At 45.4% G+C, this 15,666-nt stretch carries 14 protein-coding genes; 5 read left to right on the top strand and 9 right to left on the bottom strand.

All coding sequences use genetic code 11. The annotated features are described in order from the left end of the window. The coding region (locus tag QUA00_RS10185) for a WD40 repeat domain-containing protein (RefSeq protein WP_333409519.1) at positions 1–1,345 on the top strand (1,345 nt) is incomplete at its 5' end. Between the two features lie 326 nt (positions 1,346–1,671). Then, positions 1,672–3,327 (top strand): SpoIID/LytB domain-containing protein, encoded by a 1,656-nt coding sequence (locus tag QUA00_RS10190; RefSeq protein ID WP_333409520.1) that lies wholly within the window; start codon positions 1,672–1,674, stop codon positions 3,325–3,327. 262 nt (positions 3,328–3,589) lie between these two features. Here QUA00_RS10190 and QUA00_RS10195 read toward each other — a convergent pair whose 3' ends face one another. Further along, a complete protein-coding gene (locus QUA00_RS10195) occupies positions 3,590–3,889 on the bottom strand; it encodes a ferredoxin (RefSeq protein WP_333109645.1) in 300 nt (99 codons plus the stop codon). Between the two features lie 947 nt (positions 3,890–4,836). Further along, complete coding sequence (locus QUA00_RS10200; protein WP_333144155.1) at positions 4,837–5,136, bottom strand: ferredoxin; 300 nt, start codon at positions 5,134–5,136, stop codon at positions 4,837–4,839. Positions 5,137–5,662: 526 nt separating this feature from the next. Between QUA00_RS10200 and QUA00_RS10205 the strand changes: the two genes are divergently transcribed. Continuing rightward, positions 5,663–6,676, top strand: coding sequence for a Gfo/Idh/MocA family oxidoreductase (locus QUA00_RS10205; protein ID WP_333409521.1), 1,014 nt, complete (start codon positions 5,663–5,665; stop codon positions 6,674–6,676). A gap of 69 nt (positions 6,677–6,745) precedes the next feature. Here QUA00_RS10205 and QUA00_RS10210 read toward each other — a convergent pair whose 3' ends face one another. The 7 genes from QUA00_RS10210 to speB all read right to left on the bottom strand — a co-directional run bounded on the left by QUA00_RS10210 (position 6,746) and on the right by speB (position 12,919). Further along, entirely contained in the window at positions 6,746–7,135 is a 390-nt protein-coding gene (locus tag QUA00_RS10210) for a glycosyltransferase (protein ID WP_333409522.1), read from the bottom strand. A gap of 168 nt (positions 7,136–7,303) precedes the next feature. Beyond that, positions 7,304–7,609 (bottom strand): glycosyltransferase, encoded by a 306-nt coding sequence (locus QUA00_RS10215; protein WP_333144152.1) that lies wholly within the window; start codon positions 7,607–7,609, stop codon positions 7,304–7,306. A gap of 35 nt (positions 7,610–7,644) precedes the next feature. Beyond that, entirely contained in the window at positions 7,645–7,884 is a 240-nt protein-coding gene (locus QUA00_RS10220; protein WP_333144151.1) for a hypothetical protein, read from the bottom strand. A gap of 355 nt (positions 7,885–8,239) precedes the next feature. After that, positions 8,240–10,057, bottom strand: a complete 1,818-nt coding sequence (modB, locus tag QUA00_RS10225) for a molybdate ABC transporter permease subunit (RefSeq protein WP_333409523.1) — start codon at positions 10,055–10,057, stop codon at positions 8,240–8,242. 306 nt (positions 10,058–10,363) lie between these two features. Then, positions 10,364–11,164: a molybdate ABC transporter substrate-binding protein gene (gene modA / locus QUA00_RS10230; protein WP_333409524.1), complete on the bottom strand. Its 801-nt coding sequence runs from the start codon at positions 11,162–11,164 to the stop codon at positions 10,364–10,366. A gap of 134 nt (positions 11,165–11,298) precedes the next feature. Then, a complete protein-coding gene (locus QUA00_RS10235) occupies positions 11,299–11,856 on the bottom strand; it encodes a thioredoxin family protein (protein ID WP_333409525.1) in 558 nt (185 codons plus the stop codon). Between the two features lie 133 nt (positions 11,857–11,989). Beyond that, positions 11,990–12,919 (bottom strand): agmatinase, encoded by a 930-nt coding sequence (speB, locus tag QUA00_RS10240; RefSeq protein WP_333409526.1) that lies wholly within the window; start codon positions 12,917–12,919, stop codon positions 11,990–11,992. Between the two features lie 232 nt (positions 12,920–13,151). Between speB and QUA00_RS10245 the strand changes: the two genes are divergently transcribed. Both QUA00_RS10245 and QUA00_RS10250 read left to right on the top strand, forming a co-directional pair. Further along, complete coding sequence (locus tag QUA00_RS10245; RefSeq protein ID WP_333141498.1) at positions 13,152–14,066, top strand: alpha/beta fold hydrolase; 915 nt, start codon at positions 13,152–13,154, stop codon at positions 14,064–14,066. A gap of 484 nt (positions 14,067–14,550) precedes the next feature. Then, a complete protein-coding gene (locus QUA00_RS10250) occupies positions 14,551–15,654 on the top strand; it encodes a DUF4241 domain-containing protein (RefSeq protein WP_333141500.1) in 1,104 nt (367 codons plus the stop codon). The last annotated feature ends 12 nt before the right edge of the window (positions 15,655–15,666 follow it).

A 15,666-nucleotide genomic window follows, 5' to 3' on the forward strand; every position in this document is an offset into this window, starting at 1 on the left:
AGGCAAGTTGATAAAGGAATTTAAAGGACATCAAAATGAGGTAAGGAGTGTCAGTTTTAGTCCTGACGGCAAATACATCGCTACGGCATCAGAGGACAATACAGCCCGGTTGTGGGATGTTACAGGCAAGCTGATACAAGAATTTAAAGGACATCAAGGTTCGGTATCGAGTGTCAGTTTTAGTCCCGACGGCAAATACATCGCTACAGCATCAACGGACACAACAGCCAGGTTGTGGAATTTAACAGGTAAGCTGATACAAGAATTTAAAGGACATCAAGGTTCGGTATCGAGTGTAAGTTTTAGTCCTGACAGCGAATACATCGCTACGGCATCATTCGACACAACAGCCAGGTTGTGGGATGTTACAGGCAAGCTGATACAAGAATTTAAAGGACATCAAGGTTCGGTATCGAGTGTAAGTTTTAGTCCTGACAGCAAATACATCGCTACGGCATCATGGGACAAAACAGCCCGGTTGTGGGATGCCACAGGCAAGCTGATACAAGAATTTAAAGGACATCAACATGAGGTAAGGAGTGTAAGTTTTAGTCCCGACGGCAAATACATCGCTACGGCCTCATTCGACAAAACAGCCCGGTTGTGGGATGTCACAGGCAAGCTGATACAAGAATTTAAAAAACATCAAGATGAGGTAAGGAGTGTAAGTTTTAGTCCCGACGGCAAATACATCGCTACGGCATCAGGTGACAATACAGCAAACTTGTGGGATGTCACAGGCAAGCTGATACAAGAATTTAAAGGACATCAAGGTTCGGTAATAAGTGTAAGTTTTAGTCCCGACGGCAAATACATCGCTACGGCATCATGGGACTACACAGCAAGGTTATGGGATTTAACAGGTAAGTTGATAAAGGAATTTAAAGGACATCAAAATGAGGTAACAAGTGTCAGTTTTAGTCCCGACAGCAAATACATCGCTACGGCATCAGCGGACAAAACAGCCCGGTTGTGGGATGTCACAGGCAATTTGATACAGGAATTTAAAGGACATCAAGATGGGGTAAGGAGTGTAAGTTTTAGTCCCGACGGCAAATACATCGCTACGGCCTCATTCGACAAAACAGCCCGGTTGTGGGATTTAACAGGTAAGTTGATACAAGAATTTAAAGGACATCAAGATGGGGTATGGAGTGTCAGTTTTAGTCCCGACGGCCAATACATCGTTACGGCATCAGGGGACAATACAGCCCGGTTGTGGCGAATTAAAACTTTAGATGAAATGCTGGTGCAAGGCTGCGATTGGCTGCACGACTATTTGCAGAATAATGCTGAGGAAAGCGATAAACACGTCTGCGATGAGATTAGTGCTCAGAAAAAATGATTAGCCAATCAATCGGTAGGTGCAAATAAACCTGACAGTGTAACAGAATGTAAAGCGATCGCAACTTTTGCGATTCCTGCGTTTGACTCGCAATGACAGATTTACCGCAGGGGGCCCAGAAACCGGGTTTTTTACGAAAAGACCAGTTGCAGCGCCCACACTCGGTAAAAAACCCGGTTTCTTTCGTCTGAGTGCCTAAGTCCTGACTTAACAGAATTCTGGCAACCAAACCACCTTATCTTCCGGAATTCCGCTCTAGCAGCCGCCAAATGTGCTAACGTACAATCAAAAATCCCCAAATTTCAACTATCGCGAGACAGATAACCGTGTTCGCTCAAGCACCTCCAACTCCCAATTACAAATGGTTTAGCTGCGTTTCTAGCACTGTTTTCACCGCATTGTGCCTGTTGCCCATTTTTAGCGCTGCGGGATACGCCCAAACTCCCCAAAATAGACCCATCAAAATCGGTGTGGTGCAGCGGTTTGGCACCAAAGCAACCGACAAACTAACGCTGAAAGCATTACCGGGCGACAGCTTAACATTGAGTTACAAAACTCCTCAAGGCATAGAAACCAAAACGGCTGCCAGCATCAAGCTAGAAATAGCCCCGAAACCGCTGGAATCGGCATTAGTAGAAGAACGAGTTGTTCTGAGCTCCCACCGCAGTTTCGAGAGTGCGGAAGATAGCGCCAATCAGTGGCGGGCTAAGGGAATTGAGGTAGAAATTGCTCAACCTTTTCGCTGGCAAGTTTGGGCGAAAAGAGATACTTACAACTCTCCTTTGGTGCGACGCTGGCTGTTGCAAAGTTTGCAAGCTCAAGGGAACACAACAGCTTTTTTGGATTCCAAAGTTTTAAAACAAATACCCCAGGCATTTTGGGTTTTAAACGGCTTTCGTTTCAACCGCAATGAGTTGGATGTCACGGCGGGGAAAAATGTGATTGAGGTATTGGAACAAACCACCCAAGAGGCGACAGCTATTGAACCCGAAAAAGCAATTCAACAAACTCACCGTTATGGCGGCAGTTTGCACCTGCAAAAAAATGCTTACGGCACTTATACTTTGGTAAATAAAGTGCTGACGGAAACTTATTTGCGGGGTGTTGTTCCTCACGAAATTGGGGCTTTTGCGCCTTACGCTGCGATTGTCGCTCAAACTATTTTAGCGAGAACCTACGCCCTGAGAAATTTGCGCCGGTTTGCTGTGGATAATTATGAGTTGTGCGCTGATGTTAACTGTCAAGTTTATAAGGGTTTGACCGAGGTTTACCCGCAAAGTGATAAGGCGATCGCCCAAACGAGCGGTTTGGTGCTAACTTACGAAAATCAGCTAGTAGACGCGCTTTATTCCGCCTCTAGCGGCGGCGTGACAGCCTCTTTTAACGATGTGTGGCAGGGCGCGGAACGTCCATATTTGCGATCGATCGTCGATTCCCCTAATAAGGTGTGGGATTTGTCCAAGCAGAGTTTATCGGACGAAAACAATTTCCGCCGCTTTATCAGTTTGGAAAAAGGGTTTAATGAGGAAAAAGAAGACACTTTTCGGTGGCGCGAACCCGCTTCTTTGACGGCAATTGGTGGATTTCTCAAACAGTATCTTCAGAAGAAACAGCACCCGCTGGCTAATTTGAAAACTGTCACTCAGGTGGAAGTGACAGAAAGGTCGCCCGCTGGTCGAGTTTTGAAAATGAAGGTTCAAACTGACTTGGGCCCGATTGATATCGACAAAGACGAGATTCGCAATGCTTTTTACCCGCCGATTAGCACGCTTTTTTACCTAGAACCAATTTACAATCCCGACAAAACTCTCAATGGTTATGCTTTTGTCGGAGGTGGTTTCGGGCACGGGGTGGGAATGAGTCAGACTGGTTCTTACAATTTGGCTAATTTGGGCTGGAATGGATCTCAAATTCTGGGCTTTTATTTTCCCGGCGCTCAAGTTGTGCCGCTCAGCGATAACATTACATTTTGGCAACCATAAAATTAAACTCCCAAAATTCAGTGAGGACTTGCGTAAAAACTATCGAATGCAAGCAGGAGCAATGCAATCTCAATGCCGGATTTTTCCGAATCTTTAGCGCAAGCCCTAAAATTTTGAGATTTTAGATTTTAGATTCTAGACAGGATTTTACGAGTTAACTAAAATCTGCTATCTAAAATCTAAAATTATTCGGTCAGCTATCGCCTCAAACTGCTATTAATCAATAGCTTGGAGTTAGAGCAGATGACTGACGGCCCCCTTTTTAGTACAGCTCTTCTTCTTTGTGAGTTTCTATCGTACAGTCAGACTGGGGATAGGCGACGCAGGTGAGGATCATTCCGGCCTCGATTTGGTCGTCGTCCAAGAAAGATTGGTCGGATTGGTCAACAGTGCCTGATATGATTTTGCCGGCGCAGGTGGAGCAAGCTCCAGCGCGGCAAGAGTAGGGGAGGTCAAGTCCTGCTTCTTCAGCAGCATCGAGAATGTAAGTATCTTCATCAACGTCAATGGTCTGGTTAAGTCCTTCGGCTTCGCTGATGAGGGTAACTTTGTAAGTTGCCATGCACTAAATCCTCTCAAAAATTCAACAAGATTGATAATTTTTCCTAATGCAACCTTCAAGGCTCTATGAGCTTTGAGGTTAGGCATTAGGTTCGTTCCCTCTATGATAGTAGGGGATAGAAGCCCGGTTGCAACACTCATTTACAAAAAATTTGAATGGGATTAGTTATCACTTTTTTTAATTTCATCTTTATTACTTATACCTACTAAACTCGGCGATTTAAATCATCGGCACTACACAAACAAAGTCCGCGCAACGCGAGACTAAATATCAGTCGTAAAACTTTTAGATTTTAGACTTGGGATTCTAGATTGGTTTCACAGTTAATCTAAAATCTGCCATCTAAAATCTAAAATTATTTGGTCAGCTATCTGCTCAAAGAGTTACGAATTTCTAGCTGGGAGTGACAGACTGATACTTTTAATCCAGACAATCTCCGACAACCTGAGAGAATCCAAATATAGCACACTCATCAGACAGGTCCCAGAGCATGGTGGTATCCCACAAAGCTTTAAGGAAAATCCCTAAAGCGCTACTCAAACGGGGTGTTTTCTAACCACAGTTGGGGTCTTTAAAAAGTTTAGATCCACCTAACTTTTATGGCTCTAACCGTATTTTGCACAAATCAAGGAGGTGTATTCTTCACTGGTTTTGACCAACCTCGAACCGCAAGGATTACAGAGATGCTCTCACGCCAAAGCTTGAGAGAAGTGAGAGAAAGTCCAAGTCATCATTACTGATGGTGTTATGCAGGCTACTTCAGTCTACACCAATTGTCATGAGTATTAAGTAAAAGTCTAGGAAAATATCATCCTAGTAATTGCTCCTGGGGGATTGTTTCAGTCTTAGATACAGAAACCCGGTTTCTTAACATAATTGCCGTATTTCAGCTTAATTCTGGAAACGAGCAACCGGGTTTCTTAGGGTATCACGCAGAGCGTCCTTTCTTAGTAGAGCTCTTCTTCTTTGTGAGTTTCTATGGTACAGTCAGACTTGGCATAGGCGACGCAGGTGAGGATCATTCCGGCCTCGATTTGGTCGTCGTCCAAGAAAGATTGGTCGGATTGGTCAATTGTGCCTGATATGAGTTTGCCGGCGCAGGTGGAGCAAGCTCCAGCGCGACAAGAGTAGGGGAGGTCGAGTCCTGCTTCTTCAGCAGCATCGAGAATGTAAGTATCTTCATCAACCTCAATGGTCTGGTTAAGTCCTTCGGCTTCGCTGACGAGGGTAACTTTGTAAGTTGCCATGCACTAAATCCTCTCAAAAATTCAACAAGATTGATAATTTTTCCTAATGCAACCTTCAAGGCTCTATTAGCTTTGAGGTGAGCTCTTAGGTTTGTTCCCTCTATGATAGTAGGGGAAAGAAGCAAGGTTGCAACACTTATTTACAAAAAATTTGAATGGGATTAGTTATAACTTTTTCTAATTTCATCTTGATTACTTATACCTATGTTGGGTTCAGCCTTGTGATACTGTTGCCGCAAGACTTGCGCTAAACCACCGGGTTTCTAGGAAAAATCATATTTTGAGCCCTACAGCACAAAAACCGGGTTGTTGGTATGCGGTGTGTCGATCGAGTTTCAGCAAGACTGGCTGCAAGGCAAGTCCCCGCCGGCGTTGAAATGTATAGTTAGAATCGCATCAAGACTTGGGTGTTGAAGGCTCGATCGAATAAATCGCACCACAACCACAGCTTAAAATCGGGGCGATAAAACCCTAAACCCCTGCAGCGCAAGTCTGTAAGTATCTAAAATCTTAAATCTCAAATCTCATGACTAATATTGATACTCGCTTTGGTTTTTCGGTTAATTCTCCAATTCGCGTGGGGATTGTGGGTACTGGTTTTGCCGCTAAGTTGAGGGCCGAGACAATTCAAGCTGATGGGCGATCGAACTTGGTAGCAGTTGCGGGCCACTCCCCGGATAAAACCGCAGCATTTTGTCAAGGCTTCGGGGCAGAAGCTGCGGTTTCCTGGCGCAAGCTGGTAGAAAGAGACGATTTAGATTTGGTGATTGTCTGTACCGTGAACCGGGATCACGGGGCGATCGTCCTGGCAGCCCTAGAAAATGACAAGCACGTTGTGGTGGAATATCCTCTATCTTTAAACGTATCTGAAGCAGAAAGGGCGATCGAACTTGCCGCCCAAAAGCAAAAACTCCTCCACATCGAACACATCGAACTGTTAGGCGGTTTGCACCAAGCCATCAAAGAATCTTTGCCATTAGTCGGTAAAGTTTTTTACGCCCGCTACATTACTATGAGTCCTCAACACCCAGCGCCGCAGCGGTGGACTTATCAACATTCCCTCTTTGGCTTTCCGTTAGTTGGTGCAATTTCGCGACTGCACCGATTTACTGATTTGTTCGGGGAAGTGGCAAGCGTTAACTGTCAAGCTCAATTTTGGGACAGTCAGCCGGATTTCTACAAAGCTTGTTTGTGCAATGCACAGTTGCGCTTTGCCAATGGCCTTGTCGCTGAAGCTGTTTATGGAAAAGGAGAGACTTTTTGGCAGTCTGAAAACATTTTTACTATCTACGGTGAAGAAGGAACGCTGGTTTTTACTCCCGAATCCGGTCAATTAATTCAGGGAGAGAATCGGCGCAACCTCAAAGTAGGAACGCGGCGCGGTTTGTTTGCCAAAGACACCGATATGGTGTTGGAATTTTTGTTAAAAGGTACGCCTTTGTACGTGGATAATGCCAGTAGTTTGTACGCTTTGAAGGTGGCAGATGCGGCGAGGCGATCGAGCGAAAATAGGCAAAATTTCGCACTTATAAATCCGTAAAAAGGAGCGAACATGAGGTTATTAGACTTTGGTAAAAATCGCTGATAACTCATAAGATATTGGGACAACTCAGCTAAAAGTGCTGCTCAGCAACTCCGCAATCTGCCGATCGATATTGGTCTGGTGAAAACGCCGACTAGCCATATAGTAGGCCGATTGGGCGATCGCGATGTTATACTCAGGTTGGTTATGACAGGTATTAATAACTTCTGCGAGTTGGTCTGGCTTGCCGGGAGGAACCAAAAAGCCATTGATGCCCGGTTCTATTAATTCAATAGCCCATCCAGATTGAGCAGCAACTATAGGTCTACCACACAGCATAGCCTCGACAATAACTCGGCCAAAAGGTTCGGGTGCGTTTGAGGTATGTGCAACTAAATCACAAATTGCCATTAACTGCGGAATATCTGAACGAAAGCCTAAAAACTTAACTCGATTTTTAAGTCCTAATTCTGCCACTTGTTTGTGTAATTGCTTGGACAGAATCCTGCTCGCCCAAGAGCCCATCACCCACTAAAATAGGTGTTACATTTTTGGGACAGTAGGTAAGTGCTTCAATTAAAATATGTTGACCTTTCCAAGGTGACAATCGGCTGAAATGACCTACGATAAATTGCCCATCAAGTTCTAGCTGTGTCTTGAGTTGGCTAATTTTAGAGCGCTCTGATAGACTTCAGGTTCAAAGCCATTGTAGACGACATCGATTATGTCCGAGCGTCCTCCTGCTTCGAGGAAAGCAGCCTGACTTGCTTTGGAGTTAGCAATAACCAATGGTGCAAAGGGATTAGCCAAAGTTACAGCTACTTTTAAGTTAGTTGGGCTGAAATAGCCTGTAGATAAAATGTCATGCAAATGATACACGAGAGGGCGACGACTCAAAAAGCTAGCTAATGCACCCACCACTAAAGCTTTTTGCGTGTTGGCGTAGATCAAATCCTATTGACGAGCTTTTGGAACAATTTTAGCAATCAAAGGAGTAGCGCGGTTACACTACTTAAACTCTGGCTCAAGCTGCTTTCTTTACGAACTTTGATCGCTTCATTCGCTAACACCTCAACGGGAATTTGCTGTTGCTCTAATAATGGCTTAAAAGAACCATCTACAAATAAGCCAACTAGACAGCTATCTCGATAGGGTTTGGCAATATTTATTAGGCAAAGCTCTGCGCTACCAGGCTTACCGCTCTGGTCGAAAAATAGTATTTTCATCTGTTTTTTAACCGGACAAGTTTTCCATATATTCTACAGGAATTACGCGATTTTTCAAGTGTGAAACTATCTGTAGTGGTAAAACTTGCAAAATAGGAAAACTATATATAGCAATCCTAAATCATTCTCATAATTATTGTAGGGGCAATCCGACCCCTACTCCCCGTGGTTGCCCGATAGATAGGGGGTAGGCACGGGGAGTAGGGGTAGCACTACCCCTACAAATTTATCGGAATCATTTAGGATTGCTATATATAGCAACCACTAAGGTAGTTAAGACGTTATTAATTGCTAAAACCCTTGATTTTATTGCCTTTTCACATCTATCTTTTTCCTTCGGCTATAGCTAGTTAACTCAGGCTCCCATTAATATTAACCTAATTGGCTCGATCTGAACATACCAGGGAAAAGAATTGTCCTTAATAGCCCTCCACTTTTCCTTGAAAACTTCGGCTTGTAAGTGATAATCTTGGGAATCATTGGGAGGCGAGTGCAATTTGAGATATAATGTCACCCGGTGCGGAGTTTCCACAGTCGAGGCGATCCAACAAGCAAAAGTATTTTCACGATCGCACCCGCTAACAAAACTCAGTTGATGAGCCCGAATTCCCACAGAAACTAGAGATTTGGGAATTGGTTCGACTACAGTCAGAGTACAGCCCCAGTCGATCGCCTCCACGAGTGTTTCTGCGATCGGTTTAGCGGCAGAGAAGTTCTTACAGCCAGTCAACTGGGCGACGGTGAAGTTGCCAGGGCGATCGAAAATGTTCTCTTTGGTATCAAAGGCGATCGGCTTTCCCTCGGCCAACACCAACAGATTTTTGCACACCCGGTAAACTTCCTCTAAATTGTGGCTGACAAACAAAGTAATTCCCCGATAATTAGCCAGAGTCTGCATTAACTCCTGTTCCAGTTGACTGCGTAAGTGAGTATCCAAAGCAGAAAACGGTTCGTCTAACAGTAGCAATTCTGGAGAAGGGGCGATCGCCCTCGCCAAAGCCACCCGCTGCTGTTGGCCCCCCGAAAGTTCGTGCGGGTAGCGGTTTTCCAGTCCCGACATTTGTACCGAAATTAGCTGTTCTTTTACCCGAAGTTTTTGCTCGCTTTCGGATAAATGCTGCAAGCCAAACGCAATATTTTGAGCAACAGTCAGGTGAGGAAATAAAGCATAGTTTTGAAACAAAAAACCGATGCGACGGTCTTTAGAAGGTACATTAATGCCCTGTGCGGAGTCAAATAAAACCCTGCCATTGACTGCAATTTTACCGCTCCTGGGAGTTTCCAAACCAGCGAGGCAGCGCAGAGTCATGCTTTTGCCGGAACCCGACGCCCCCAAAATTCCCAGCACTTCCGGGCTGATATCGAAGCCGACATCCAAGGCAAAGCTGGAGAGAGGTTTAAAAATGCTTAAACAAAGTCCGCTTTTGGGTTGTTGTTGGGGTTTTGTGGTAAAACTAGACGCGAATTTAGGAAGATTTGATTGCAGTCTTTGGCTCGCATTCTCTTTGGGCGATATCCTTTGTAAATCAGTCCAAAAATTAACAGCAGTGAGCATCGTCAAAGAAATACTCAGAATAATCAAAACCCAAATACCAGCTTGCCTCATATCCCCAGCTTCCACAGCGAAATAAATTGCCATCGGGATAGTTTGAGTTTGTCCGGGAATATTCCCCGCTAACATCAACGTCGCGCCGAATTCACCCAAAGCGCGGGCAAATGCGAGAATAGTTCCTGCTAAAATTCCCGGCCATGCTAGCGGCAACATAATTCGCCAAAAAACTTGCCACTCCGAGGCTCCCAAAGTGCGGGCTGCGTTGAGAAGATTGGCATCAATTTGCTCAAAAGCTCCCAAAGCAGTTTTGTACATGAGGGGAAATGATACAACGGTGGCAGTAATGACGGCGGCTTGCCAAGTGAAAATTATAGTTAAGTCGAATTGTAGCAAAAATTGCCCGATCGCCCCATTTCTCCCAAACAGCAGCAGCAGCAAAAATCCCACTACTGTCGGCGGCAAAACTAAGGGAGAAATTAAAATGCCTTCAATCAAAGCTTTACCTCTGATGCGAGTTGAAAGCATCCACCGAGCGGCGGCTATTCCCATGAAAAAGGTGATAAATGTCGCAATAGCGGAGGATTTTAGAGATATCCAGAGCGGAGAAATATCAAATTCCATAAATCGTAGGGACGGGTTTCACCAACAATAATTGCCTCCAACAAATAATTTCCTAAACCCCCCCACACACAGATAAATCAAAATGTATAATTTGGGGATTCGCTCGTAGGGGCGGGTTTTACCAACAATCTTCGGCTAATACCAATAATCTCGTAAACCCGCCCCCACCCAACGGAAACTCGAAATGTACCTCTTTGAATACACAAGCTTATCTGTTGTGTGGGGGCGGGTTTATATAGATTGTTGGCGGGAATTAGATATTGTTTGTAAAACCCGCCCCTACAAAATTTGGTTGTATGAGACTGGTTATCGAACTATCCCAAACCCGTATTTCTGAAATACTATTTTAGCCCGATCGCCCGCTAAAAAGTCAACAAACGCTTTCGCAGCAGCCGGATTGCGGCTGTTTCTGATAACTGCCAGCGGATAAACAATGAGCGAATGCAAATTTTCGGCAGCCGTTAGCCGCACAGTTACTTTGTCGGAGGCTGTGGCGTCAGTCGCATAAACTATACCAGCATCAACGTTACCGCTTTCGACGAATGTCAGCACTTGGCGGACGTTATTTCCTAGCACTAATTTTGGCTGTATTTGCCCCCACAATCCAAGTTTATTTAGCATTTCCTGAGCGTATTGGCCCACAGGTACGCTCTTGGGTTCGCCGATCGCAATTTTCTTGATTCTGGCATCGGTCAACTGTTTGAAATCGCTCAAAGCAACACCGTTTTTGGGAGTAATCAAAACTAGGCGATTTGTCAGCAAATTGCGGCGCGTGTCGTTAATTAGCAGGTTAGATTGCTGCAAAGCATCCATTGGGTTGGTGGCGGCGCTGAAAAATACATCTACCGGTGCACCTTGCTGAATTTGCTGTTCTAGAGCACCGGAAGCACCAAAATTATAAGTAATAGTAAAATTCGGATTACTGCTTTGATAAACAGTTTTGATTTCCCCTAAAGCTTTCGAGAGACTGATAGCAGCGGATACGTTTAAGGACGTTTGCTGCGGTGTTGTTGTTGGGGAAACGCTTTTAAATAAGTTCCAAGCAATCAGCAGTGTCAGCGCTACAGCGGCTGCGACGATCGAGTTGAAAATGCGTTTTTTTTCCACAAGGCTGTATTATAATTTGCCCTAGGGCGATCTACACTATCTGTAGTAGTAAGGTGCGCCGCGCACACCTTACAAGTAGATGCTGTTTGTCCAGGATTATCATCTTCTAATGACTGATGACTGCTGACTAATGACTACGATCGCCATTTTACGGAACAGCCTATCGCCTCTGTAGTTGAAGGCTCAACGGGTTGACTGTTGAGCAATTGGTCGATCGCACTCCGCAGATAAGAAACCTGCACCGCCGCCGGATCGTCAGGGTTGTCGTCAATTAAACCTTTATAGCGCAGTTTGCCGTCTTGGTCTAACAAAAAAACCTCCGGCGTTTTAGAAGCCCCAAAACTTTCAGCCACATCTTGAGCAACATCCCGGATGTACGGGAAGTTGAGTTGATTGTTGGCGGCAAAAATTTTCATATTCTCAAAACTGTCGTCGGGATACTGGTTTGCATCATTAGCATTAATCCCGATTAAAGTAACATCTCGATCTTGAAAATCTGCTTGAAGTTCTTTCATGCGATTGAGATACAACTGCACGTAAGGGCAATGATTGCACATAAATATGACCGCAATCGCCCGAAATTTTTCTAAATATCGAGCTAAATGGTGAACTTCTTCGTCAACTCCCGGCAATTCAAAATCGGGAGCGTAGCCGTTAATGGGAGTACCCGTTGTATCGATTAGTAAACTCATGTTTTCAGGAGGTGAAGAGCAGTATTGGCCAGCATGAAAGATGAAACAATCAGCACGAATAAAATTGGCTGTTGTTTGGCTTTACCTTAATTCTAGCCTTGCCAACAGCCTATTGTGATGCGTACTTCGCGATTTATTCCTCGTCTGGCTTTAGCCAACCTTGAGCCAGAGCTTGGTATCCAATAAGTTTGTATGCTAATTTGGCGGCGGTAAATTCTGAGACTACAGAATCTACAATAGGTGCTAATTCCATAATGTCACACCCGATTACTTCGTAGGACTCGAAGACGCGGCGCAAAAATGCGGTGAGGGAATACCAATTTAACCCGCCCGGTTCGGGTGTTCCCACCCCTGGAATTAACGTCGGATCGATGCCGTCTAAGTCGATCGTCAAAAATACTCGCTTAGTTGTTATGCTGGCAATTGCCCGATCGGCCCAATCCGGTTGAGTAGCAATTTCGCGAGCTCGAATCACGTTTAGCTGTTTTGCTTTAATTAAGTCTGCTTCTTCTTTGCAGATAGCGCGAATCCCGATTTGCAGTGTGGGCAAGCCCATATCTACAATACGTCGCATCACGCAGGCGTGGTTGTGAATCGAGCCTTCGTATTCGTGCCGCAAGTCCCCGTGGGCATCGATTTGCACGACTGTGAAAGGTTCATCCGGGTATGCTTGGCGATAACCTTCGACAACGCCGGCAGTGATGCTGTGTTCGCCTCCGAGGGAGATCACAAATTTATTTTCGGTAACTAGCTGGTGGACTGCTGCTTGGGTGACTTGCAGCATTTCTGAGGATGAAACTGGTTGGCGGTTGCGGGTATCGGCGATCGGCTCTTGTGTATAAATTCCGACATCGTAGCAAACTTCGGAATCCAATTCTTCGTCGTAGCACTCGAGTTGATGAGAAGCTTCTAGAAGTTTAGCGGGCCCGTTTTCGCACCCCCGGCGGTAAGTGGTGGTAGCTTCGTAGGGAATTGGTAAGATAACTACTTTGGCGGTGTCGTAGTCTGGTACAATTTCTGACCCCAGAAACGGTACGACAGCAGTGGAAATGATCGTTGGCATAAGGGAAATTTTAATACAGCAAAGAAGTCAGCAGGTTTAATCGTGACATAATATCGGCTCTAACTGCAAAGTCAGAAGGAAGAGGAATTAACCGCAGAGGGCGCAGAGGGCGCAGAGGGAGGAGGGAAGGGAGGTTTGGGATTTATTTCCTAGCGGTTGCCTCGAATTGCGATACGGTTTGTAGTAATGACGGAATTCCTTCTCACTCTTAAAGTTTCACTTTTTTATTTCTATGGCATCTTCTAGTCCCGCTTTGTCAACACTTATTTCGCCTCAAACTTGGCTGTGGAAAGGCTTTCCGATTTGCTACCAGGCTGCGGGTTCCCAGGGGCCTGCGGTGGTGTTTGTCCACGGTTTTGGTGCGTCTTGGGGCCACTGGCGCAAGAATTTGCCGGCGCTGGCTGCTGATTGCCGCTGTTATGCGATCGACCTCATCGGTTTTGGCGGTTCTGCTAAACCCGCGCCCAAACTTGAAATTGACTATACTTTTGAAACTTGGGGACAGCTAATTGCTGATTTTTGTCGGGAAGTTGCGGGCGGGCCGGCTTTTTTGGTGGGAAATTCGATCGGCTGTGTGGCAATTATGCAAGCAGCAGTGGATTTTCCCGATATTGCTTCTGGCGTAATTTTACTCAATTGTTCCCTGCGCTTGCTGCACGATCGCAAACGCGCCGAATTGCCTTGGTATCGCAGTTTCGGAGCGCCAATTGCACAAAAAATTTTAAATGTCAAGTGGATAAGTCAATTATTTTTTAAACAATTAGCAACGCCAAAAACAGTAAAAAAAGTGCTTTTGCAAGCATATCGCCGTCCTGAAGCTGTCAGCGACGAACTGGTAAATATGCTGCTGGAACCGGCTAAAGACAGCGGCGCTGTGGAAGTATTTGTAGCATTTATCAGTTATTCTCAAGGCCCGCTACCGGAGGATTTGTTGCCTCGTTTAAGCTGTCCGGCTTTGATTTTGTGGGGGACAGATGACCCTTGGGAGCCGATCGCATTGGGGCGAGAATTGGCAAAGTTTCCGGCTGTTGAAAAGTTTATTCCTTTGGAGGGAGTGGGCCACTGCCCCCAGGATGAAGCGCCGGAATTGGTCAATCCTATTTTACTCGATTGGATTAAAGAGCGATCGGCATTTGCAGACAATTAGTGCTTTTGCTCCTTTGGTGCGGGAAGAATTGGTATGATTGAACCGCGAAGACGCGAAGAACGCGAAGGAAGAAGAAATTAGGACACGGCACTGGTGTGTCCTCGGTATCATATGGAGTGCAGCCGTAATTGATATTATATCAAATCTGTTAGCATCGGAATTATTGATATCTCTCTTCTATTCATCTGCGTTAATCTGCGTCAATCTATTGTCATCTGCGACCCGACAAATTCTCTTTTTTTAACCGCAGATGAGGGCAGATAAACACAGATTAACGCACATGAATTAGATCGATGGCGAGCGCCACAGCAATGTAATTCTTTTGCAAGTTGTACCAGACACTCAATCCGATACAGGTTAATATTTTATGCCAGTCATATCAAGTCCGGTTAAATAGATATGGCTTACCCAAGCAATCTTTGATGTTGAACCACAAATCATATATTAGAGTAGTAAAAATGTTCTATCTAACTGCGATCGCCTCATGTCCCTAAAGGCTCATACCAATTTCCTCGCAGCATTCGAGCCCAATCAAGTCTACGAATCGCTCACAGAGGGTCGCATAACCAGTGATGTTGTTCAGGCGGGTGACTTAGTTTTACCTTCAGGGCGTATTATTGCGTGCGACCCCGGTTGGCTGTGGTGCAAAGACGTTGCCCCATTTACCAGAACCGTTCCACCAGGGCGCTATCCTGTGTTGCTAAGTGTGGTTGACTATTGGACCATTGCCTGTGCGATGGTTAAGTTTTGCTCTGAATCCCCTGTCCGTTGGGAGATGGCTCTGCGTCCAAGTGAGGATTGGGCCGAGTTAAGAGGGAATCAGTTTTTTGGCTATGGTGTTGATGCGGGAATGGGCTGTTTTGTGGATGCTCAGGTAGTTGAGCGGCGTTCTGCTGAAGAATTGCAGGGTCTAGTCGAGGGTGCCTTTGAACAAAAGTTGCAATTGGATGCCTGGCTAGCAGCTCAGGATCTGGTAACTCAATTGACCTACCCATTTCAGCAAATTATCGATCCGAGTGGTTTCAATCTCACCCTAGACCCCGATACTAACACTTTCAATCTCACCCTAGACCCTGATACTGAGGGCAATGCGATCGCATTTTCAAGTGGATACGGGGATGGTTCCTATGCCAGTTATTGGGGGTTCACAGCCGATGATGAACTGGCTTGTTTGGTCACTGATTTCGGGGTACTGCTTGAGGGCATCACGCAAGATATCGAGATTGAAGCAGTCACAAGGTTCCTAGAAAAATCCATAGAGCATCCTGACTTGGAGCGGCTTGAGGTGGCTATCAGACTCAGCCTTCATCGCCCAAGTTGGGTTCAGCTTAGTGATGATTCGCTGAACGATCAACCCAGCAACCCAGATTGCATCTTGGTTTTGGAAGGACAGGGGCGGCAGCCCTGGAGCGTCAATTTAGACGCTGGCGATCGCTGTTTTGCGGAGCGTTGTATGTTTTCATTGATAGAAGAGGATAGGTGGTACAAAGAACATTGGTTCAATGAGCCGTTGCCAGCCAATGCAGTATTGAAGATGACATTTACTGCTGAGGTTTATCCACTTCAACCTGTGACAACAAATCCGTGATTGTGGCCGGAA

The sequence above is a fragment of the Microcoleus sp. T2B6 genome, from assembly GCF_036700475.1.
Classification (GTDB): domain Bacteria; phylum Cyanobacteriota; class Cyanobacteriia; order Cyanobacteriales; family Microcoleaceae; genus Microcoleus.